Annotated in this window: 20 protein-coding genes, 1 tRNA gene, 1 pseudogene and 1 riboswitch; of the genes and pseudogenes, 9 read left to right on the top strand and 13 right to left on the bottom strand. The window is 57.7% G+C overall.

What is annotated here, in order from left to right:
* The 6 genes and pseudogenes from ACR0DT_RS21860 to ACR0DT_RS21885 form a co-directional block, all read right to left on the bottom strand.
* A pseudogene (locus ACR0DT_RS21860) lies at nt 1-146 on the bottom strand (glutamine synthetase); the annotation flags it as partial.
* Nucleotides 147-204: 58 nt separating this feature from the next.
* The gene (locus ACR0DT_RS21865) at nt 205-1,890 is read right to left on the bottom strand and encodes a Na/Pi cotransporter family protein (protein WP_480712795.1); all 1,686 of its coding nucleotides are present in this window, start codon (nt 1,888-1,890) and stop codon (nt 205-207) included.
* A gap of 145 nt (nt 1,891-2,035) precedes the next feature.
* Nucleotides 2,036-3,070: a TRAP transporter substrate-binding protein gene (locus tag ACR0DT_RS21870; RefSeq protein WP_480712796.1), complete on the bottom strand. Its 1,035-nt coding sequence runs from the start codon at nt 3,068-3,070 to the stop codon at nt 2,036-2,038.
* A gap of 51 nt (nt 3,071-3,121) precedes the next feature.
* Nucleotides 3,122-4,441, bottom strand: a complete 1,320-nt coding sequence (locus ACR0DT_RS21875) for a TRAP transporter large permease (RefSeq protein WP_480712797.1) — start codon at nt 4,439-4,441, stop codon at nt 3,122-3,124.
* Nucleotides 4,438-5,022, bottom strand: a complete 585-nt coding sequence (locus ACR0DT_RS21880; RefSeq protein WP_480712798.1) for a TRAP transporter small permease subunit — start codon at nt 5,020-5,022, stop codon at nt 4,438-4,440. The genes ACR0DT_RS21875 and ACR0DT_RS21880 overlap by 4 nt, the downstream gene beginning before the upstream one ends.
* Nucleotides 5,019-5,819 carry an N-formylglutamate amidohydrolase gene (locus ACR0DT_RS21885; protein ID WP_480712799.1) on the bottom strand — a complete coding sequence of 267 codons (801 nt, stop codon included), beginning with the start codon at nt 5,817-5,819 and terminating at the stop codon, nt 5,019-5,021. Before ACR0DT_RS21885 ends, ACR0DT_RS21880 begins: the two co-directional genes overlap by 4 nt.
* A 100-nt stretch (nt 5,820-5,919) precedes the next feature.
* Here ACR0DT_RS21885 and ACR0DT_RS21890 point away from each other — a divergent pair, with 100 nt between their 5' ends.
* Complete coding sequence (locus ACR0DT_RS21890) at nt 5,920-6,789, top strand: MurR/RpiR family transcriptional regulator (protein ID WP_480712800.1); 870 nt, start codon at nt 5,920-5,922, stop codon at nt 6,787-6,789.
* An 830-nt stretch (nt 6,790-7,619) separates the two neighbouring features.
* Here ACR0DT_RS21890 and ACR0DT_RS21895 read toward each other — a convergent pair.
* Nucleotides 7,620-8,294, bottom strand: coding sequence for a TIGR04283 family arsenosugar biosynthesis glycosyltransferase (locus ACR0DT_RS21895; protein ID WP_480712801.1), 675 nt, complete (start codon nt 8,292-8,294; stop codon nt 7,620-7,622).
* A 73-nt stretch (nt 8,295-8,367) separates the two neighbouring features.
* Here ACR0DT_RS21895 and ygfZ point away from each other — a divergent pair, with 73 nt between their 5' ends.
* Both ygfZ and ACR0DT_RS21905 read left to right on the top strand, forming a co-directional pair.
* A complete protein-coding gene (gene ygfZ / locus ACR0DT_RS21900; protein ID WP_480712874.1) occupies nt 8,368-9,105 on the top strand; it encodes a CAF17-like 4Fe-4S cluster assembly/insertion protein YgfZ in 738 nt (245 codons plus the stop codon).
* Nucleotides 9,106-9,209: 104 nt separating this feature from the next.
* Nucleotides 9,210-10,154, top strand: coding sequence for an ABC transporter transmembrane domain-containing protein (locus ACR0DT_RS21905; protein ID WP_480712802.1), 945 nt, complete (start codon nt 9,210-9,212; stop codon nt 10,152-10,154).
* 57 nt (nt 10,155-10,211) lie between these two features.
* Here the strand turns inward: ACR0DT_RS21905 and efp are convergent, their stop codons facing one another.
* Nucleotides 10,212-10,775 carry an elongation factor P gene (gene efp, locus ACR0DT_RS21910; protein WP_170349189.1) on the bottom strand — a complete coding sequence of 188 codons (564 nt, stop codon included), beginning with the start codon at nt 10,773-10,775 and terminating at the stop codon, nt 10,212-10,214.
* Between the two features lie 218 nt (nt 10,776-10,993).
* Between efp and ACR0DT_RS21915 the strand changes: the two genes are divergently transcribed.
* A complete protein-coding gene (locus ACR0DT_RS21915) occupies nt 10,994-11,314 on the top strand; it encodes a DUF6280 family protein (RefSeq protein ID WP_037310273.1) in 321 nt (106 codons plus the stop codon).
* A 64-nt stretch (nt 11,315-11,378) separates the two neighbouring features.
* Here the strand turns inward: ACR0DT_RS21915 and ACR0DT_RS21920 are convergent, their stop codons facing one another.
* Nucleotides 11,379-11,948 (bottom strand): cobalamin biosynthesis protein CobQ, encoded by a 570-nt coding sequence (locus ACR0DT_RS21920; RefSeq protein WP_480712803.1) that lies wholly within the window; start codon nt 11,946-11,948, stop codon nt 11,379-11,381.
* Nucleotides 11,949-12,009: 61 nt separating this feature from the next.
* Between ACR0DT_RS21920 and ACR0DT_RS21925 the strand changes: the two genes are divergently transcribed.
* Nucleotides 12,010-13,467, top strand: coding sequence for a cobyric acid synthase (locus ACR0DT_RS21925; RefSeq protein WP_480712804.1), 1,458 nt, complete (start codon nt 12,010-12,012; stop codon nt 13,465-13,467).
* A 3-nt stretch (nt 13,468-13,470) separates the two neighbouring features.
* Here ACR0DT_RS21925 and ACR0DT_RS21930 read toward each other — a convergent pair whose 3' ends face one another.
* From ACR0DT_RS21930 to ACR0DT_RS21940, 3 genes are all read right to left on the bottom strand, one after another.
* Nucleotides 13,471-14,349, bottom strand: a complete 879-nt coding sequence (locus ACR0DT_RS21930; protein ID WP_480712805.1) for a prolipoprotein diacylglyceryl transferase — start codon at nt 14,347-14,349, stop codon at nt 13,471-13,473.
* 74 nt (nt 14,350-14,423) lie between these two features.
* Nucleotides 14,424-15,842 (bottom strand): TolC family outer membrane protein, encoded by a 1,419-nt coding sequence (locus ACR0DT_RS21935; protein WP_480712806.1) that lies wholly within the window; start codon nt 15,840-15,842, stop codon nt 14,424-14,426.
* A 96-nt stretch (nt 15,843-15,938) separates the two neighbouring features.
* On the bottom strand, nt 15,939-16,592 hold the full coding sequence (locus ACR0DT_RS21940) for a protein-L-isoaspartate O-methyltransferase family protein (protein WP_480712807.1): 654 nt from the start codon (nt 16,590-16,592) through the stop codon (nt 15,939-15,941).
* 229 nt (nt 16,593-16,821) lie between these two features.
* On the opposite strand from ACR0DT_RS21940, the gene ACR0DT_RS21945 reads away from it, so the two are divergent.
* Nucleotides 16,822-16,895: transfer RNA gene (locus ACR0DT_RS21945), tRNA-Cys, on the top strand.
* A gap of 43 nt (nt 16,896-16,938) precedes the next feature.
* Here ACR0DT_RS21945 and ACR0DT_RS21950 read toward each other — a convergent pair.
* Entirely contained in the window at nt 16,939-17,895 is a 957-nt protein-coding gene (locus ACR0DT_RS21950; RefSeq protein ID WP_480712808.1) for an NAD(P)-dependent oxidoreductase, read from the bottom strand.
* 103 nt (nt 17,896-17,998) lie between these two features.
* Between ACR0DT_RS21950 and ACR0DT_RS21955 the strand changes: the two genes are divergently transcribed.
* The 3 genes from ACR0DT_RS21955 to cobW all read left to right on the top strand — a co-directional run bounded on the left by ACR0DT_RS21955 (nt 17,999) and on the right by cobW (nt 20,689).
* Nucleotides 17,999-18,883, top strand: a complete 885-nt coding sequence (locus ACR0DT_RS21955; RefSeq protein ID WP_480712809.1) for a LysR substrate-binding domain-containing protein — start codon at nt 17,999-18,001, stop codon at nt 18,881-18,883.
* A 72-nt stretch (nt 18,884-18,955) separates the two neighbouring features.
* Nucleotides 18,956-19,164, top strand: a riboswitch (cobalamin riboswitch).
* A gap of 83 nt (nt 19,165-19,247) precedes the next feature.
* Nucleotides 19,248-19,637, top strand: a complete 390-nt coding sequence (locus tag ACR0DT_RS21960; RefSeq protein WP_480712810.1) for a DUF1636 family protein — start codon at nt 19,248-19,250, stop codon at nt 19,635-19,637.
* Nucleotides 19,634-20,689: a cobalamin biosynthesis protein CobW gene (gene cobW / locus ACR0DT_RS21965; RefSeq protein ID WP_480712811.1), complete on the top strand. Its 1,056-nt coding sequence runs from the start codon at nt 19,634-19,636 to the stop codon at nt 20,687-20,689. Before ACR0DT_RS21960 ends, cobW begins: the two co-directional genes overlap by 4 nt.
* Nucleotide 20,690: the final 1 nt, after the last annotated feature.

The following is a 20,690-nucleotide window of genomic DNA, read 5'->3' on the forward strand; positions in this document are numbered from 1 at the left end:
TCCCACGCACCACCAACAAAATGACCCGCATGAAACCGCTTCCCCATCAAACGACCCTGCATGTCAACAAAACAAACCAAAACCGTGTCAATCTCACCCGCAGAAACCTGCGACCTCAGATCCTCCAAACGCGCGTCATCGCCCATTCCGTTCATCCCTCGTCACTGTTAGAGACCCCAGCCTCTTGCTGCTTTCAACGAGCCGTTAATCCTCGGCTGCGTTCTTTTCCATTTCCATAACCAGGCGCGTTTCCAGAACCTGCCCGCTTTTGTAGAGGATCGGATAGGCGATGGCGGCGATATGCCCGTGCAGGTCACGCATCGCGCGCAACGTCTCAAGATGCAGATCGCTGGATTGGAAGCTTTCAGTCTGTCCACGCTCAAGACGTTTCAGATGCGCCTTGCGGCTGTCGCGCGACATCCGTTTAACTTCGGCCTTGTCCAGCACCAGACGGCGGGCGCAATCCATGTCATCAACCAACAGAACGTGACGGGCCAGAGAGAAGCTTTCCAGTACCTCCGCATGCAGGTCCGTAAGCTCTTTCCAACCCTGCACCGAAAACTCGGAACGTTCGGTGTGCTTGATCTGCGCTGTTCGGGTCATGCGGTTTGAAACCACATCGCCGGCAGCCTCAAGCCGGATGGCGTATTCCACCAGCTCGCGTGCGGACTTCACCTGCGCCTTGCTCATGTTTTGACGCGGCATGCGGGCGACGAAGCGGCGGATTTCGGTTAGCTGCGCATTCACTTTCTTGTCCTGCTCCCACAGGGCAGAGATAGCGTCGCTGTCGTCCTTCTCATAGATATCCAGCACAGGGCGGAACATGCGCTCAACCTGGGTCACCATTTGCAGCAGTTCATGCCGAACCGAGGACATTGCCACGCTCGCTCCCGACGCGCTGGGATCGCCCAGCGGGCTAAGCACGTCTGTGAACTGGTCCATCACATTAGTCTCGACTTTGGGTTCGGGCAGCAGCACGGTCATCGGGCGTTCCAGCCAGTTCACAAAGCCGGTCGCCAGCAGGAACACAGCCAGGTTGAAACCGATATGCGCTAAGATCAGCGACTGCCCTGCCCCGGCAACCATCAGCGCCTCATGCGTGCCTGTCACGTTGACCGCGATGAGCATGATCAGCGCAGCACTGCCCCGCAATAGCAGGTTGGCTAGCGGGATGCGCCGCGCAGAAATCGTTAGATCGCGCGTCAGCCAGATCGGGATGAAGGCCGAGCCCAGATTGGCCCCCAGCACCAGTGACAGCCCGGCAGCAAATGGTATTGCCCCGATTTGAACAAGCGTCACGCACATCAGGATCGTTGCGACCGAACTGTGCATTACAAACGCCAATACCGCGCCGACGATAAAGGAGGTGAAATAGTCATTTTCCAGATAACCCGCGATTGCAGGCAGGAACGCGCTTTCGCGGATCGGATCTACCGCCTCGCGCAGAAACTGAAGTGAAACCAGAATGAACGCGACGCCTAGGATGATCCTGCCCATCAGCCGCACATTTGCGCGATCCGATTTCAGGTACAGCCACCCGCCAAGGGCTAGCAAGGCAGGCTGCAACCAACCCAGATCGTAAGACAGAACCTGAATAACCAGCGCCGAACCCAAATCGGCCCCAAGAACGCCAGCCAGAGCCATTCCAAAGCTGACCATGCCAGCCGCGGCAAACCCGGTCAGCAGAACTGCCACAGCAGCCGAGCTTTGTAGTATCGTTGCTAGAACCATACCGGCCCCACCCGCAACGAAGCTGTTGGTATGGCGGGTCAGGATCGATTGGAATAGGGCACCAAAGCGCCGCTCGATACCGGTGCGCACCAGGCGAACGGCAAACAGCAGCAACATGGTCGCCGCGAAAATCTCGATCAAAAAGCCTGCTATGGCCATATGCTCATACCTTCCCGCCCCGGTCAGCGCGGCGGCGCCTCAGGGGTCTTATTCTTGTTCTCGGTATGGATGCTAGCATATTGGGTTTCATTTCCCTCGGTCTAATCCCGACGCAAGGTCTTTCACTCGCGTCGGGATATTGGTTTTAGCCGTAGCGATAAGGTCGCCCTGCCTTTTGCATTTCGGCGTTGTAGCGTTTGAAGATATCGACCACCTTGGCCTTGAGCTCGGACTCGGCGGCGATTTCGTCCCAGAACTTGACGGCGGCTTGCTCGACCGTCGCCCATTCTTCGTCCGGAATTGTCGTCAGCTGCATTTTGGTGCCATTGACGCGCAGATTGGCTTCACCGCCCCAATACCACCACTGACGGTAGTAATGCGATTGGTCACAACAGGCGCGGAACAAGGTTTGCAGGTCTTCGGGCAATTCGTTCCAACGATCCATATTGGCAAAGAAGTGGCCCGCCCATGCACCCGAAATATTGTTTGTCAGGAAGTAGTTGGTCACATCCGCCCATCCGACGGTATAGTCTTCGGTGATGCCGGACCATGCAACGCCATCAAGCTCTCCGGTTTGCACAGCTACCTCGATATCTTCCCATGGCAACGTCACGGGAACCACGCCGAACTGGCTGAGGAACCGGCCCGCCGTTGGGAAGGTAAAGACGCGTTTGCCTTTCATATCTTCCAACGAGTTAATCGGGTCCTTGGTGGCAAAGTGGCAGGGATCCCAGGCCCCGGCGCTAATGTGTTTGACGCCGACCTTGGCATATTCCTCGTCCCAAATCTCATTCAAGCCCCATTGGTTAAACAGGACTGGAACGTCTAGGGAATAACGCGAAGCAAATGGAAAATATCCTCCAAAAACAGTTAGTTCCGTTGGCGAAGCCATCGAGTCATCATCAGATTGCACCGCGTCGATGGTGCCTTTCTGCATTGCGCGGAACAGTTCCCCGGTGGGCACGATCTGATCCGAATAGAACAGCTCGATCTGCATACGGTCGCCTGCGATTTGATTGAACATGGCAATAGCCGGGTCAATCACATGGGCTGCAAGCGACGGCCCTGCATAGGTCTGCAACCGCCACGTAATCGTATTCTGTGCCAGCGCGGGCGCGGCCAGAGGTGCAGCTGCAACGCCCACCCCGGCAGTTTTCAGAAACTTACGTCTTGTCGTCATGTCAATTTCCTCTCCGTTGAAGTTTGCGTGCCCGTTCGTTGGGCATTCTTATTAATTTCCATAGACATAGCCGGGCAGCCAAAGCGCAATTTCCGGGAATGTCATAATAATTATCAGGGCCAGCACCATCACTCCGACGAAGGGAATGACCGAGCGGTAAATGTCTTTCAGGCTGATCTCGGGCGGGGCCATGGCCCGCATCAAGAACAGATTATAGCCAAAAGGCGGTGTCATATAAGCGATCTGCGTGGTGATCGTATACAGCACCCCGTACCAGATTAGATCAAAGCCCAGCAGACCAACCAGCGGCACGTAAAGTGGCGCTACGATGACCAGCATCGCAGTGTCGTCCAGAAACGTACCCATGACGATAAAGCTTAGCTGCATCAGGATCAGGATCATCCAGGGCGACAGGCCCAGTTGTTCGGTGAACAGGTTTTCGATGGCTTTCACCGCTCCCAGACCGTCAAACACAGCACCAAAGCCCAACGCGGCAAGGATTATCCACATGAACATACATGAAATCGCCAGAGTCTGCTTGGTGCAGTCTTCGAATATCTTCCAGGTCATGCGGCGCTTGACGACCGACACGATCAGTGCCGCCAGCGCCCCGATGGCCGAGCTTTCCACCAGCGAAGTCCAGCCATTAACAAACGGCACCATCATCGCGGCGAAAATGATCAGCGGCAGTGCCCCTGCCCCGAGCAGCCGGATTTTCTCGGCCCGCGGCACGGTGTGCGCGTCTTCCATCGTAGGGCCAAGGTGGGGCTGAATTCGACAGCGTATCCAGATGTACAGGATGAACAGACCCGCCATCAGCAGGCCCGGAAGGATACCGGCCAGCCAAAGCTGCCCAACCGGTTGCCGCGCAATCATGGCATAAAGCACTAGCACCACGGATGGCGGCACAAGGATACCCAGACTGGACCCGGCCTGAATTACCCCGGTCACCATGGTTTTGTCGTACCCGCGCCGCAATAGTTCCGGCAGAGCAATCGTCGCTCCGATGGCCATACCCGCAACACTGAGGCCATTCATGGCCGAAACCAATACCATCAGCCCGATGGTTCCAATCGCCAGCCCACCATTCACCGGCCCCATCCACACATGGAACATCCGGTACAGGTCATCAGCCAGACGGCTTTCGCTGAGCACATAGCCCATGAAAATGAACATCGGCAGCGTCAGCAACGGATACCACTTCATCAGCTTCATCGCCGCCGAGAACGGGATATCCTGACCACCGGTCCCCCAAAGCGCAAGAGCTGAGATGGTGGCGACCGCACCGATCGCGCCAAAAACACGCTGGCCGGTGAACAGCATCAGCATCATCGACGCGAACATGAAAATGGCGATAAATTCGTGGCTCATGCCTGCGGCACCCCGATCTCCTGCCCGTTGATCCGGGCTATGTCTTTGAAGAATTCTGAAATCGCCTGCAGCAGCATCAGGAAAAAGCCGAAAACCATAATGGTTTTGATCGGCCAGATATAGGGCCGCCACGCGGTCGAGGACCGCTCCAACCGACCGATCTCTTCACTGCCGGTTAATAGGCCGGTGAAGTAGGACACCGGCTCGTCCCCCCAATAGCCAAGGCTATAGGCTGTCGAACCCAACCCGCCATAGAACAGAACGCCCAGATAGAGGATCAGCAGGATCACGGTAAACGCGTCGAACCAAGCTTTCTTGTGCGGGCTCCAGTTGTGATAAAACAAGTCCATCCGCACGTTCGATCCCATCTGGATCGAATATGGCCCGCCCACGATGTAATAGGTCACCATTGCGAACTGTGCCATTTCCAGCGTCCAGAGCGATGGCAGAAAGAAAGTTTTCGAAATCGAGGACCACAGTAGGATCCCCATCATCACGAACAGCCCCCACATCATCACTCGGCCAATTCGATAATTGACCGCATCGACCACGTGCACATATGCCGCCATCGCCCGGATCATGCCGCACCCTCTGTTTGAAACCCGGCCAAGGTGCGATTGATCCAATCCACAAGATGCCTGGCCATGGCGCGTTGCTGTTCAGGTGTGCGTATCAGGTCGTTGCGTATCTCAATCATCACGTTCGCCAAACCATTGGGCCACGCCTGGGTATCCAGCGTATGCGCCACTCCGTCCGCCGCCGTATAAGGTTCATTTAATTGGGTTACATAAGGTGAATCGGCTGGCACCGACTGCATCATAGCCAAGGCGAACCGATCATCTTTGCCATGTAGGATACCCAGTTCCACTTCCCGCTTATGGCCGTGATAAACCGGAGTGAAACTGTGCACTGTCACCATCAGCTGCAGCGAAGGATGTTGCATGATCTGCCCAGACAGGGTGTTAGAAAACGGCACATAAACATTTTCAATCCGGGCTTGCCGCTCATCCAAAGTCATCGCCGCGTTGGCGGGGACGTCGTACTCTTCACTTCTGACCGGCATGGCGCCTGCGGCTTCGGGCGGGCGGTTGCAGTCATAAACCAGCCGCGACACGCCGCCATGGACCAACGGTGCAGACATCTGCACCGCCATATGCCGCGCTACGCCCAACGCGCCGGGATCCCACGCTATATGGCTTTCACGCGCTTCGGGTGTCAGTCCCATATCGCCCAGAAATTCAGGGATACGGTTCGAGGCGTGTTCGCACACCAGCAGCACCATAGGTGCGCCGTCCGCTGTATCCGTATGAACAACAGTTCCGAAGTCCAATGTGCCGCCCTGCGATTCCGAGAGTAGTGTCGATGTAAAAATTTCCACATGAAGCATTCACCTGTCAATATTTTTCCTGTATAAAATGATCCAAACCTGAACGCGCTGTTAAATTTTTGACATAGCGCAGGATCGAAAGGACCCAGACGTGCGGGTAACGGACAGGCTTCTGGCCCACCGGGACAAGCTGACCCCATCCGAGAGGCAACTGATCAGCGTCCTGCTGGACGACTACCCCATGGCAGGTTTGGGTAGCATCACCGAACTGGCCAGCGCGGCCTCGGTGTCCACCACGACGGTTGCGCGCATGCTGCAGAAAACTGGGTTTGACGGTTATCCGCGGTTCCAGGCCGCCTTAAGGGGTGAGGTCAAAGAGATGATCTCGGGGCCGATTGCCAAGCGCGACGTCTGGCAAAACGACCTGCCCGAAGAGCATATTCTGAACCGTTATTCCCAACAGACGCTTGCCAATCAGAAACGCACGATTGACGAAGTCGACCCGGCGGAATTTGACAGCTTCTGCAATCTGCTCAGCGACTCTGAACGGCGCATCTTCATTACTGGAGGGCGCATCACCGGCACGCTGGCGCAGTATCTCTACTTGCACCTGCAGATGATCCGCCCGGACGTGCGTCTGCTGCCCTTCGCGGCCTCCTGGACCCATGACCTGCTGGATGTGCGCAAGGGCGACGTGCTTATTGCGTTGGATGTGCGGCGGTACGAGAACTCGACCATGCTGATCGGGCAGTTGTGCCAGGAACGCGAGGCCGAGATCGTACTGTTCACCGATCAATGGCGCTCGCCCATTCACCGTCTGGCCAAACATACTTTTGCTGCGCGGATCGCCGTGCCGTCTGCATGGGATTCGATGGCCGCCATTCTGATGCTGTTGGAATGCGTGATCGCCGAAGTTCAGGAACGCCTGTGGGATTCGGTCAAAGAACGCACTGACGAGTTGGAACAGGCCTTCGACCGTACCAAGCTGTTCCGGAAATTCGGCCAAAGCTCGGGTTCTTAACGCCGAATCTCTACAACTGAGCGTGAGGAGTGTTGCCAGCACGCGGGTGCGCGGTCACTTTGGTGTCATGACGTTTGTGACCGACAATCAACTGCCGCTGCTGATCTTGTTCTTTATCATCGGATCGGTTGGCACCGCGTTTCTGTTTCGCAAACCTGCCGGGCATCGGGCCTGGAAACTGGCCGATCTGGTCTGGGTCGTTCTGGGCGGAATCGGTGCGCTGGTGGCGGTTCTGGCCGGGCTTTATACATCGGACAGTTCGCGGCTGGATCGGCAGATTGACGTGGCCTATGCCGCAACGCTTGCCTTTGACCGCGATGCCGCACGGTTCCGGCTTCGGTTTTGCGACCCTGCTTATGACCCGGACACCGCCGTTCTGTGCGATAAGGTTGAATTCCTTTCAGCGTCAACCGCCAGCAATGCAGACCTGCCGCTATTCATCGCCGTAACCAACGAGGTCGCGCCTCTGCAGGGGCTGCATTTCCTGCTTGGAGGGCAAGCGAGGGACGAACAGGACGAAATACGCGCCATGACCGCCAAGGCCGATGCGTTCAGCATCGATCAGTTTCTGGTCTTCACCACTTTGGATGACGCTACTCGGGTTGCGATCGACAATATGCGCCGCAAGGTGCCCGCCATTGCCGGGGACTATCTGATCCTCGCCCAAAGCTATGATGATCTGGTAGAGCAGGTTGGAAAGCTGAAAGACGAATGGGAGTACCTGCAGGAGAATGCGCATATTCTGGTGTTGCAGATCGTGGCGCTATGTCTGGTCAGCTTTGCCGCCCCGTTCCGGTTGGGTAAATCCATTGTCGAGCTGCGCACAACGCTCAGCGCCGGTATGCCTGCGCCAAGCGTTCCGGATCGGCCCCGAGAAAATACCGGGTCAGAGTCCACAGATTCCGTGCCCCCCGACGTACCCACCCCGCCCGCGCATAGCGGTCCGCACTCGTAACTGCACGAGAGCTCAGCAGTGTGATGCGAGGCAAAGCGCGTACCAGCGCAACGTCCTCCATCAAAGGTTGGTCCGGGTAACCTTCGGCTTTCTCATAAACGCGACGTGGCACCAGCAGCCCCTGATCGCCATAAGGCAGGTTGAACACCTGGCTGCGCAGATTGGCCCAGCCGGCGACCCACGCTGGCCAGAACCCGCGCGCCCGAAAGGCTAGACGGAAAGCTGCAGGTTTGCCCGTTGGCAGATGCTCTCCTACTTCTTTGCTCCACCCGTCTTGCAGAATGGTATCGGCATGCAGAACCAACAGCCATTCACTTTTGGCAACCGCACAGCCCTGTCGCAGCTGCCCTCCGCGTGAGGGTGTCCCGGTCACGATCTCGGCCCCTGCCTCTTCGGCAATCTCAAGTGTCTGGTCGGTCGATCCGCCATCGGTGACGATCAGCTCGCGGACCAGACCCGTGTGCAATCCCTCCATCAAGGCAGGCAGGCTTGCCAACAAGGCCTCACCCGCGTTCAGGGTCGGGATGACGATGCTGATCGGTGCTGGCAAGGTGGAAACCCTCTGGTCATGGCGGCGCGATCTCCTATATCACGAGGCCAAGGGAAAAGACGAGGACCACCCCATGCCCAATCGCCGTATTCTGCGCCTTAGCGGTTCGGACACTGACAGCTTTCTTCAGGGGCTGGTCACCAATGATATATCCGGGCTGGATCGCGGGCTGGTCTACGCCGCACTGCTGACCCCTCAGGGCAAGTATCTGGCGGATTTCTTCCTGAAACGCGACGACGATACGGTGCTGCTGGACGTCGCCGAGGATATCGCGGACGGCTTCGTCAAACGGCTGAGCATGTACAAGCTGCGCGCCGATGTATCGATTGACGACAGCGGCCTGAACCTACAACGCGGCACAGGCCCCGCACCCGCGGGTGCCCTGCTCGACCCGCGCCACCCGGATATGGGGTGGCGGGCCTATACGGCTGGGGCCGAGGCCGAAGACGGTACCGACTGGAATGCCATCCGTGTGCAACATTGCATTCCGGAAACCGGCATCGAACTGACACCGGACAGCTACATCCTTGAAACCGGGTTCGAATGGTTGAACGGCGTTGATTTCAAAAAAGGGTGCTATGTCGGGCAGGAAGTCACCGCTCGGATGAAGCACAAGACCGAGCTGCGCAAAGGGCTGCGCAGCGTGCGGGTCAATGGTACCGCGCCTGTCGGGACCGAGATCACGTCGGGCGGCAAACCGGCTGGTACGTTGTTCACCCAGTCGAACGGTCGGGGAATTGCCTATCTCCGGTTTGATCGCGCCACTGGCGAAATGCAAGCAGCCGAGGCCACAGTCACGCTAGAGGCTTAACATGTTGCCATTCCAGCACGGCTGATCTGCTGAACGGCCCTGCACCCTTTGAACACATTCGGTGCGCTGCCACACTGCGATCCGTACATTGAACGGATGCGCCTATGCTTAAGTTATACGCTGCGATCTGGCGTGCCAGCGCCGGGCGGCAGATTATCCTGATCGTCCTGTCCATTGCCATCGCAGGCCTTGCCGCTGTTCCGTTGGAGTTTCAGCGCGATATCGTCAACCATCTAACCTCGGATAATATCGGCACCGAGCGGCTACTTTACCTTGGTGCGGGCATGATGTCGGTCATCCTGCTGAGCCTGGCCCTGAAATGGCTGCTGGGCTACCGCGCCGGGACGCTGGGCGAGGATCTAATTCGAATGATCCGTCAGAGGCTTTTGGTGCGCTCATCGGACCTGAGCGAAACCGGTGAAAAAATGCGCACCGGAACCATGACCACGGCCATCTCGGCCGAGGCCGAGGAATTGGGCAAATTTGCTGGCGGTGCCTTTTCGGACCCGGTGGTGCAAATAGGCACGCTGATCAGCGTGATCGGCTATATCTCATCCACACAACCCGGGCTGGGCATGATCGCCTTTTCAATGATCGTGCCGCAGATCGTGATTGTGCTGGTCTCTCAGCGCAAGGTGAACATCTTCGTGGCGGAGAGGGTCCGCATATTGCGCAGCTCTACCGACAGGCTGACGACCGAAGACATTGACGCTGTGGCGCGGGATATCGAGGCCCAGTTCGACGATATCTACAACACCCGCCGCCGCATGTTCCTGTGGAAACTGTCGGCAAAATTCCTGCTGAGTGTCATCAACGGCGCCGGCACGGTCGGTGTACTGATGCTGGGCGGTTATCTGGTTCTGAATGGCAAAACGGATGTGGGCACCGTTGTCGCCGCCACCAGCGGTCTGGGCCGCATTCAGGGGCCCACAGCCTTTCTGATCGCCTTTTACCGGCAGGTCAGCGCCAACCGCATCAAATACGAACTGATGCTGGAACTGTTCGGCCCCAACCCCGAACAGTATCGTCGGCCCAGAAAGCTGCGCTAAAAAAGACCGCGCGACCTATGCCATCGCGGTCTTTTCAAATCTCACCAAAGCGCCGGTTTATGCGCGCTCGGAATATTCCATGCTTTCGGTGTTCACCACGATCATCTCATCCTGACCGATGAAAGGCGGCACCATGACCTTGACGCCGTTGTCCAGAATGGCCGGCTTGAACGAGTTCGCAGCGGTCTGGCCTTTGACCACCGGCTCAGTTTCGACGATCTTGCAGGTCACTTTCTGCGGCAGCGTGGCGTTCAGCGCTTCGCTTTCATAGAATTCGACCACGATGGTCATGCCGTCCTGCAGAAACGGGCGGCGTTCGCCCAGCAGTTCGGCGGGCAGTTCGATCTGCTCATAGGTCTCAGAATCCATGAACACCAGCATGCCGTCAGATTCGTACAGGAACTGCTGATCTTTCTGTTCCAGGCGCACGCGCTCGACCTTGTCCGCCGAACGGAACCGTTCATTCAATTTCGAGCCATTGCGCAGGTTGCGCAGCTCGACCTGCGCAAAAGCGCCGCCTTTACCGGGCTTTACGTGATCGACCTTAACAGCAGCCCACAGCCCGTCGTTATGCTCAAGCACGTTGCCGGGGCGAATTTCGTTCCCATTTATCTTGGGCATGACATAAATCCTTCACAAACGGTTGATGCGTCAGTTCCCGACCCTATATCTGGCGGGACCACACCTGGCAAGACAACGAGACCTAGTGCTGCACTTGCAGCAAGCTATGCAAATGACGCAACGCAACTATGCATTTTAGCTGTATCCGAATCACATCTAATAGGTCATAAGAACCGTCACGCCGAAAATGCAAGAGCAAGAACAACAAGGAAGACGAGATGAGAGATTTCGTTGACGGCACTGCCTTTAACAACGAGCAAGGCAATCGTGCACGCAAACTTTTCGCGGCCGTTGTGTTGGCTGCACTGGATGACGCTATTGCCGACGACAAAAAATACGGCAATGGCCCCGAACAGATCGCCCGTTGGGCACGCTCGCGCGATGGCCGCGAGGTGTTGTCCTGCGCCGGTATTGACCCGAACGAGCGGGTTGTCAGCGGGCTGATGGAGTTCGTTGGTCGTGGCGTGCGCACCTCGGTTGCGCTGTCGCGTGAAGAAAGCGAGCGTCGCAATGCCGCTCAGCAGGCAGAAGCCGCTTAAATCAAGGCGACTTCTGCAGGAAAAAACGCGCGCCCACCTTCCGGGGCGCGTTTTTCTTTTCGGGTTAAAAGAACAGCAGCCATTGACGGGCTACCCAAATCTCGGCCCCCAACAAGACGGCAAAGAACAGCTTTGCAGGCCCTGACAGACCTCTGCTCCACAGCACCACGTATGACCCCGCACAAAGGGCGAATGAAACCGGCGCCACCCAAAGGGCATGATGCGTGCTGTCCCAATAACTGACCGGGCTGTGAAAGACCCAATCGCTTAGAGGCCAGAATTGCGGGCGTCCGTCCCCCGCATGCAACAGGAAATCCATCGTCAGATGCAACAGCCCCGCAGATGCGGCAACCGTTAGAAACTGCCATCCCCGCCAGACTCCAAGCATCAGCGCCAGCCCCCACAGGATGAACGAGTTATCAATGGCAAACACCGTCTGCCAGACTGATGAGAAGTATAACTCGTCAAAGACGACCTGCGGCGGGATGCCCAAAATGTGCAACGATACCCCGACCATGACATACAGCGACAGGTCGGGCAGCACAGAGCCCAGCACCGCAGCCCACAGGATTGGCCCCCGCGCAGGTCGCGCAAAAGCAGCGGCGCCGATCAAAAGATGCGCGGGCGTGTTCATCCGGGGCTTTCCCTTTGGTGCCAAATCAGGTCATCTGCGCCTCAAGGTATAGGAGACGACCATGGTTCGCGCCATCATGATTCAGGGCACCGGCAGCAATGTCGGAAAATCGGTTTTGGTGGCCGGGCTTGCCCGCGCCTATACGCGGCGCGGGTTGAAGGTGGCTCCGTTCAAACCGCAGAACATGTCCAACAACGCCGCAGTGACCGAAAATGGTGGCGAGATTGGCCGCGCGCAGGCCCTGCAGGCGCGTGCAGCCAAGCGACCAACCCATACGGATATGAATCCGATCCTGTTGAAGCCGGAGACCGATACTGGCGCTCAGATTATCGTTCAGGGCCAGCGCGCGGGTACAATAAAAGCGGGCGATTATCGCAAAGACAAATCCAAACTGCTGGGGGCCGCGCTAGAAAGCTTTGACCGGCTGTGCAGCGATGCAAATCTAGTGCTGATAGAGGGCGCAGGCAGCCCCGCTGAAACCAATCTGCGCAAAGGCGACATCGCCAATATGGGCTTTGCCTGTGCCGCTAACGTGCCTGTGGTTCTGGTCGGGGACATCCACCGTGGCGGTGTCATAGCGCAGATTGTCGGCACCCAGGCGGTTCTGGATGCCGGTGATCTTGAAATGATCTCTGGTTTCGCCGTCAACCGCTTCAAGGGTGACGTTTCCTTGTTCGACGAGGGGCGTGATGACATCGCCGCGCGCACAGGCTGGCCCTGCGTGGGCGTTGTACCGTGGTTTCAGGACGCCTGGAGATTACCGGCCGAGGATATGATGGACATCCGCTCGCACAGTGGAGGGGCCTGTAAGGTCGTTGTGCCGCAACTGGAACGCATGGCGAATTTCGATGATCTTGACCCGCTATCCGCCGAACCGGGCGTCACCGTCGAAATCATCCCTGCCGGACGACCACTGCCCGGCGATGCTAATCTAGTGCTGTTGCCGGGCAGCAAATCCACTATCGGCGATCTGGCTTATTTCCGGGCGCAGGGCTGGGATATCGACCTTTATGCCCATGTTCGTCGGGGTGGCCATGTGCTTGGCCTGTGTGGCGGCTATCAGATGCTGGGCAAAACTATCGCTGACCCCGATGGTGTCGACGGCCGTCCAGGCACGGTTGAGGGGTTGGGCCTTTTGGACGTGACCACCATCATGGCTGGTAAAAAGCAGGTCACCCTGCGTACGGCGCACACTATACCGGGCAACGAGTCGGTCACCGGATATGAAATTCACATGGGCCGAACCGAGGGCCCGGATTGCGATCGCGCCTGGCTTGAGATCGAGGGCCGACCGGAAGGTGCCGCCGACAGCACAGGCCGTATTCGGGGCAGCTATCTGCACGGCATCTTTTCATCCGACGCTTTCCGCGCCCGCTATCTAGAACAACTGGGTGCAGAATCTAATCTGTCATATGAGGATGGGGTCGAGGATACGCTAGACGCGCTGGCAGACCATCTGGAACAGCATATGGATTTGGATCGCCTGCTGGAAATGGCCCGAACGCCGAAGCGCCTCTAAGAATTATTTCAGCTCACGATCAGCCAGCACCCGGTGAATTTCACGTCGTACCATCTTACGAACGTTCCGAGTGATACGTTGCCCCAGAACGCCTTGCAGCTCTTCCCGTACGACCTGCGCGATCAAATCACGCAACGCGTCTTCGCTCATGTTCAACGCGTCTTGCTCTGCAGTTAGGCGAGCTTTGTCCATCGTCAGCGGTTTTTTGCCAGCAGTTAGCTCATCTTTGTCTGTGGGCCGCGCGCGCAGTCCTTTTATTTCCGGTTTCACCGCCGACGCAGAGGCCGCGACCGCAGGGTCCCGTACAAAAGTCGCCTTTGTGGCAGTATCAACTTCTTCGAACATCGTCTCAGCCTGACTGATCTTCGCGGAATAGGTTATGTTGAATTCGTCTTCTGCAGCCCACTCCAAAGGCTTCGTAGACGTCTCGGTCTCTGTAGCCCACTCAAGCGGCTTTGTCGGCGTCCCGGAATAGGCATCTTCACTGTCGCCATCCGGTTCCCATTGGTCTTCGGTTCGGGCAATGGCAGCTTCCAGCGCTTCAATCTTTGAGCTCAGACTGTCAGCCGCGCCGTCCTGCGGCTCGGTTCCCGTTCGTTGTTCGGCAGCGGGTTCAGCGTGTTTCACAACATCGCAGGCCCGCAAGAGCATCGGTTTTACGGAATCTTCAGCCTTGTAAACCGGCTCCACTTTTTCGGGCTGAGGCTTCTCTTTCACGGCCACGTCACCGACTCGCAATGCGTCGGTCAGGACCAGCCTGCCGGGTTTTCGCGAGTTGGGCGACGCCATAACACCCGGCAAATTCCGATCTTCTTCGCTGACCAGACGCTTAATCGAGGACAACACGTCCTCGATTCCCGCTTTTACGACTTTATCCGTCATTGTTCTCTACCGCTCTAACCTTACGGTCGAGTGTAGCCAAACAATCCGAACCAAACAACAGGTAGTATTTGCCCTTAGTCGCGACGCAACGCTTTGAGGACGCGATCCAGGTCCCGGCTTTGCCGGCTGACCTGCGCCGGAGCCTTCTTTACCAAGTTGTAATACAGGGTCGGATCATAAATCTGCACAGCCAGACCCAGACGCTCTGCCGTCAGCAAGCCTTGCGCATCCAGCAGCTGATAAGCGGCACGCGACCGTTCGGTGCGCGATGCGACCTCAGCCAATTGCGCGTCCAAAAGGTCCTGCTGAGCGTTCAGCACGTCCAGAGTGGTCCGCGCGCCCAGGGTTGCTTCCTCCCGGATACCGTCAAAAGCCACTTGCGAGGCCCGGACCCGTTCCGTTGATGCCCGCAGGCTGGCGCTTGCTGCCTGGTACGCAGCATAGGCGTCCGCGACCCCTTGGGTGATGTCTTTCTGCACGTTCAGCAAATTGGCGCGCGATGCGTCACGCGTTGCCATCGCCCGACGGACCGTGGCGGCCAGACGACCACCTGCATAAATCGGCTGCTCAAAACGTAGCGCGATGGTCGCGTCCTCGAGGCTGTCATCATTATCATAGCTTTCGCGCAAACCCGCATCCGCGTTCAGCCTGACATTCGGACCAAGGTTGGCACGCTGCTGTTGCACGAACAAATCCAGCGCTCGCACTTGATGCTGCGCTGACAGAATGGCTGGGTGGTTACGTTGCGCAAGGCTAGTAGCTTCACCCTCGGACCGTGGCAGATTCGGCAGGCTTGGCTGACCGGCGGTACGTCCCGGTGCCTTGCCCACGGCGTTGACATATTCCGCCTGCGCAATGCTCAGGTTTCCGCGCGCGACCGCAAGATCCGCTTGCGAGCTGGCCAGCTGCGCTTCGGACAATGCGACGTCGGTCCGGGTCACCTCACCCACGTCAAAGCGATCCTGAGAGGCCCGTAATTCCTCGGCCGATACATCCACGTTGTTCAGGCGGATCTGAACGGTTTCTTCCTGCAGAAGTACACCCAGATAGGCGTTTAGACCGCGAAACAGGACGTCCTGTTCGACATCCAGCAACGTCTGCCGCGTGGCCAATACAGTTTCCTGCGCCGATTGTTTGCCAAGAACCGAGAAGCCGCCATCATAGATAAGCTGGCTCAATGTAAGGCCGGTGAAAAAATTGGATGGCTCGTCTCTGACCACCCCAGCACTTGTGGAGCTGCGGTTGTAGTTCTGACTAACCTCGACCGCCCAGTTGATGATCGGACGCAGCGCTGACAAGGCAATTGCGACGTCTTCATCAGCTGCACGCAGCAAGGCGCGGTTCTGTTCCAGCAAGCCGCTGGTATTGTAAGCCCCGATAAACGCGTCGGTCAGGTTATCAGCCCATACCGCGCGCCCCGGCACAGCACTAAGCGCGAGTCCCGCAGTCAGTGCCATTGCCTTAAAAATCTTTCCCCCTGCCCTCGAACGCATGACGAAATCCTTCTCAAATCAAAATTACGCTGCCCTGACCGCAGTTTGCGCCGTTGTTTTCAACTAATCAAGGCGGCAGAAAAATATGCCGTAAAATTATAGCGAAAATACACACTCAGTAGAAAATGCCTGCAAAACCGGGGCGTTGGCATTGAATGCATGACGCCAGGTCACCCGACCAGCGGATTTATGCCCGATCCGCACTGTGCCAAGCTCTCCCTCGACAAACAGGCAGGCAATGCGCCCGTGATCCTTCAACTGTGCGATCAGTGCCTCGGGCACCTGCTCAACCCCGCCTTGAATCATGATGACGTCATAAGGACCGTGTTCTGTTGCGCCCTGCGCTAGCGGACCAACATGCACAATCGCGTTGTCCGCATCTGCCTCCATCAGGATCGTTTGTGCTTCGGAAGCCAGATCTTCGTCTTCTTCCACAGCGACCACCAACTGCGCCATTCGGGCCGCGACGGCGGTGGAATAGCCCAGCGCAGGGGCGATATCCAAAACCACTTCGTCATTCGAGATATTCAGTGCATCTAGCATTTTTGCCAACGTCCGCGGCTCGGGCAGACAGCGACCGTCCCCAAGATCGATCACGCCTTCAGCATATGCTGCTTCGCGTTGCGCATCGGGTACAAAATTCTCTCTCTGGACGGTCAGCATGGCGTCAATGATAGGAAATTTTGTTACATCCGAGGGTCGAACCTGTGTATCAACCATCGTACGGCGCCGGGTTGCGAAATCTGTCATTGGATCGCTCATGTTAGTCCCAAGTATTTCAGGCTTTTGCCATATCCGGACGGAACCAGCAACGGCTGCGGTGTTGAAAGTTTCGCCAGATCGCAGAGACTTGGTGTCGCGCCACAATAATCAGCACCCCATGGAAGCGGATTTTTTGCGAGCAACCCTCTGGACGCCCCTAGAGAAAGGTGTTAAAACGCCTGCCACACCACGGCAAGTATTTGATTTTACTTGAAAAGGCGAGTTGGCGGAGTGGTGACGCAGCGGATTGCAAATCCGTGTACACCGGTTCGATTCCGGTACTCGCCTCCAATCCTTTAAAATCTCAACCTGTTTCAAAGGCGTACGGTGCGCTCTATTCGGCCTGCCCTCTCTGAGGGATGACCTCATAGCCCGGCTCTTCCGGTTCATCATCCGTCATTTCGGTCGGAAAACCGGGTGCGGTGATATCCAGCCCGGTCGAGTCCTCCAACCGTTTGATGATGTTCGGCGACAGTTCACGCTCGCCATAACGGGCAATTCCATCCTCAAAGATACGGATCATCACAGGGTTGATTTCCAAGGGCACTCCGGCTCGGTCGGCGACGTCCTGGAACAATCCGATATCCTTTTTGACAAGATCCATGGTGAACGAGATGTCACGCGACCCGTTCAGAATGACCTGACTTTCGGTTTCATGCACAAAGGAGGTGCCCGAGGAAATCTTGATCGCCTCATAGGTGGTGTTCAGGTCCATTCCGGCCGCCTTTGCCGTCACCAACGCTTCGGCACAGGTGATCAGGTTGGCCGTTGCCAGATAGTTGGTCAAAACTTTCAGGACCGAAGCCGACCCCAGTTCCCCAGTATGCAGCACGCGCCGGCCCATCGTGGTCAAAAACGGCAGAATGCGTTCAAAGGTTTCGCGATCACATCCGGCGAAGATCGAGATATTGCCGGTTGCCGCCCGGTGGCACCCGCCCGAGACCGGGCAGTCTACGGCGGCACCGCCCCGTTCGATCACCATGGCGCCCAGCCGTTTGACCTCGGCCTCGTCGGTGGTCGACATCTCCATCCAAATCTTGCCCGGCCCGACTTCTGGCAGCATGCCCTGCATCACTGCGTCCGAGGCAGCCGGGGACGGCAGGCAGGTGATAACGGAATCACAATCCCGCATCATCTGTGCCGGGCTTTCGGCGGCATTGGCACCTTTGGCTACAAAATCGGCCACAAGATCGGAGTTGAGGTCATGAACCGTCAGGTCAATCCCATTGCGCAGAAGCGAGCCGGACAGTTTGCCGCCCACATTTCCCAAACCGATAAATCCGACTTTCATAATTCCCTCCTGACGGTCGTATTCGGGTTTGAGTATCCGTGTTGTCTTTCGGAAACGAAAATGATTAATAATGCCAGTTATGGTCAAAAAAATTTGGTGATACATGGACCGCCTGCCGAACCCTGCATGGCTGCGCAGTTTCGAAACCGCTGCGCGGCATCTAAACTTTACGACCACAGCGAAAGAGCTGGGGCTGACGCAGACGGCGGTATCTTTGCATATCCGCTCGCTCGAGGCGGAACTGGGCCAAAAGCTGTTCACCCGGAATGCCCGGCGGTTAGAGCTGACCGAGCTGGGCCATTCTTATTCCCTGACTGTGCGGCGTGCGCTCGGCGACATTGCGCTGTCCACCAACAGCCTATTCGGCCCCGCCTCGCGCCAGACTCTGACAATCCGCGCGGCGATATCGACAGCCACATACTGGGTCGCTGCGGAACTGCCCGGCTTTTCCGCGCGCCATCCGGATATCCCCGTGCGTCTGGTATCGCATATCTGGAATGACAGCGTGGCACCAGGCGATGTGGATGTGGAAATCCGGCTGGGTTATGGCGATTGGCCAGGGGTCCAGTCCGAAAAGCTGACAGATGAAAAGTTGGTTCCAGTGTGCCGGGCCGGGGACGGCCCCCTCACTCTGAATACCCTGCAAGAAGGCCCTCTCATTCACATCCTTGGATACGAGGACAACTGGGCGCGGTATTTTCAGGCCAACCATATCGCTCCTCCGGATCAACCGCCCAGCCATTCAGTCGACACCTCGGTCGCTGCGCTGCAACTAGTGATGGCTGGTGCGGGTTATGCGACGGTGCTGGAACGGTTCGCCCAAAACGCGATCCGGCAGGCTGCGCCCATCGCGATTGCAGGACCTGCGATTCCCTTTGCCCAGTCGCATTACCTGATCAGCGCCCAGGGTGCCGCCCAACCGACCGACGCAGCCGGGTTGTTTTGCGCCTGGCTGCGGGAACGGCTGGCTGCGCATGCCGCGGATTGACACAGGCTGGTCGCTTTTCTGACCTGATCGAAATCGCCGTGTGCCTCATGCTTGACAAGGCCCCTGCCCGTGCCGCATGTCCCTTGCGTTGGTGTCCATCTTCGGATGGATGAAAAGGGAATGCGTCAGCGGGCAACCGTCAAACGCAGCCGCCCCCGCGACCGTGACCGGAGAGGGTGCCCAATGCCACTGGCCTGTAAGGCCGGGAAGGCGGGACATCTGCCGGGGCAAACGCCCCGACATCCGCAAGCCGGGAGACCTGCCAGCGCCCGAAGTTGAAACCGGACGGGGTGATCCGGTGTCGGGTCCATGTGCAGACGTGGCCCGCATGAAACCCCGTCCCCTGCGAAGAGGATTTGGGGGGATGAGAGACGTGACCGAGGTTGCACCAGTCGAGCTGCTGGTCTGCACCACCTGTCGTCGTGGCCTGCCAATTGAGGACGATGCACAGCGTCCGGGCACCCTGCTGCACAAGGCATTGGAAGATGCAGGTTTGCCCGAGGGGATCGCGCTGAAGCCGGTCGAATGCCTGTCCAACTGCGATCAGGGATGCTCGATTGTGCTGCGCGGCGGGCCGACCCGCTGGACCTTTGTTTACGAAAACCTGAACGAAACCGACCATGTCGACACCATTGTCGAAGGCGTCACCAAGTACCTCGCCGCCGATGACGGTCTGGTCAAATGGCGCGAACGTCCCGAACATTTCCGCAAAAACTGTGCGGCCCGCATTCCCCCGATTGGAGCCCTGAAATGAGCAATCTCGAAAAACTCCCCGTCACTGTGATCACCGGCTTTCTGGGCTCGGGCAAAACTACTCTGGTCAAGCACCTGATGCAGAACCCGCAGGGCAAACGTCTGGCCGTTGTCGTCAATGAATTTGGCGATGTTGGCGTTGATGGCGATATCCTGAAATCCTGTGCCATCCCCGATTGCCCGGCGGAAAACATCATGGAGCTGGCCAATGGCTGCATCTGCTGCACCGTGGCCGATGATTTCATTCCGACCATCGAGGCCCTGATGGCGCTGGAACCGCGACCCGATCACATCCTGATCGAAACCTCTGGCCTCGCCTTGCCCAAGCCGCTGCTGAAAGCCTTTGACTGGCCCGATATCCGCTCGAAGATCACCGTGGATGGCGTGATCGCGCTGGCCGATGCCGAAGCCGTCGCCGCCGGGCGTTTCGCCCCGAATGTCGAGGCCGTTGACGCCCAGCGCCTGGCCGATGACTCGATCGACCATGAAACGCCCCTCTCCGAAGTGTTCGAGGATCAGATCTCCTGCGCCGACATCATCCTGCTGACCAAGCCCGATCTGGCAGGCCCGGAAGGTGTTGCTAAGGCCAAGGAAGTCATTGCAGCCGAGGCCCCGCGTCCGCTGCCCGTGGTTGAGGTTGCCGAGGGGGCTGTAGATGTCCGTGTTGTTCTGGGCCTTGAGGCAGCGGCCGAAGATGACATGGATGCCCGCCCGTCGCATCACGACGGACATCACGACCACGAGCATGACGATTTCCAAAGCATCATAGTCGAGTTGCCGGAACAGACCGACCCGGCCCAACTGGTCGCCAATATCGAACGTTTGGCGAATGAGCTGAACATTCTGCGCGTCAAAGGCTATGCCGCAGTTCAGGGCAAACCGATGCGTCTGTTGGTGCAGGCCGTTGGCGCCCGTGTGCGTCACCAATACGACCGCCCGTGGGAGCCCGGCGAGGAACGCCGCTCGCGTCTGGTCGTGATTGCCGAGCATGACGACATTAAGGAAGCCGCGATCCGCGAAATCCTCGTGGGTGTGACCGAGGCCGCCGAGTAAG

This window comes from Ruegeria sp. BI11 (assembly GCF_056538005.1).

What these genes read in the sequence shown, in the direction of transcription:
- ACR0DT_RS21925 (WP_480712804.1), top strand. Translation starts at nt 12,010, where the DNA reads ATGGTTCGCGCCATCATGATTCAGGGCACCGGCAGCAATGTCGGAAAA.
- ACR0DT_RS21905 (WP_480712802.1), top strand. Translation starts at nt 9,210, where the DNA reads ATGCTTAAGTTATACGCTGCGATCTGGCGTGCCAGCGCCGGGCGGCAG.
- ACR0DT_RS21915 (WP_037310273.1), top strand. Translation starts at nt 10,994, where the DNA reads ATGAGAGATTTCGTTGACGGCACTGCCTTTAACAACGAGCAAGGCAAT.
- ACR0DT_RS21865 (WP_480712795.1), bottom strand. Translation starts at nt 1,890, where the DNA reads ATGGCCATAGCAGGCTTTTTGATCGAGATTTTCGCGGCGACCATGTTG.
- cobW (WP_480712811.1), top strand. Translation starts at nt 19,634, where the DNA reads ATGAGCAATCTCGAAAAACTCCCCGTCACTGTGATCACCGGCTTTCTG.
- ACR0DT_RS21930 (WP_480712805.1), bottom strand. Translation starts at nt 14,349, where the DNA reads ATGACGGATAAAGTCGTAAAAGCGGGAATCGAGGACGTGTTGTCCTCG.
- ACR0DT_RS21935 (WP_480712806.1), bottom strand. Translation starts at nt 15,842, where the DNA reads ATGCGTTCGAGGGCAGGGGGAAAGATTTTTAAGGCAATGGCACTGACT.
- ACR0DT_RS21955 (WP_480712809.1), top strand. Translation starts at nt 17,999, where the DNA reads ATGGACCGCCTGCCGAACCCTGCATGGCTGCGCAGTTTCGAAACCGCT.
- ACR0DT_RS21920 (WP_480712803.1), bottom strand. Translation starts at nt 11,948, where the DNA reads ATGAACACGCCCGCGCATCTTTTGATCGGCGCCGCTGCTTTTGCGCGA.
- ACR0DT_RS21940 (WP_480712807.1), bottom strand. Translation starts at nt 16,592, where the DNA reads ATGACAGATTTCGCAACCCGGCGCCGTACGATGGTTGATACACAGGTT.
- ygfZ (WP_480712874.1), top strand. Translation starts at nt 8,368, where the DNA reads ATGCCCAATCGCCGTATTCTGCGCCTTAGCGGTTCGGACACTGACAGC.
- ACR0DT_RS21875 (WP_480712797.1), bottom strand. Translation starts at nt 4,441, where the DNA reads ATGAGCCACGAATTTATCGCCATTTTCATGTTCGCGTCGATGATGCTG.
- ACR0DT_RS21960 (WP_480712810.1), top strand. Translation starts at nt 19,248, where the DNA reads ATGAGAGACGTGACCGAGGTTGCACCAGTCGAGCTGCTGGTCTGCACC.
- efp (WP_170349189.1), bottom strand. Translation starts at nt 10,775, where the DNA reads ATGCCCAAGATAAATGGGAACGAAATTCGCCCCGGCAACGTGCTTGAG.
- ACR0DT_RS21950 (WP_480712808.1), bottom strand. Translation starts at nt 17,895, where the DNA reads ATGAAAGTCGGATTTATCGGTTTGGGAAATGTGGGCGGCAAACTGTCC.
- ACR0DT_RS21880 (WP_480712798.1), bottom strand. Translation starts at nt 5,022, where the DNA reads ATGATCCGGGCGATGGCGGCATATGTGCACGTGGTCGATGCGGTCAAT.
- ACR0DT_RS21870 (WP_480712796.1), bottom strand. Translation starts at nt 3,070, where the DNA reads ATGACGACAAGACGTAAGTTTCTGAAAACTGCCGGGGTGGGCGTTGCA.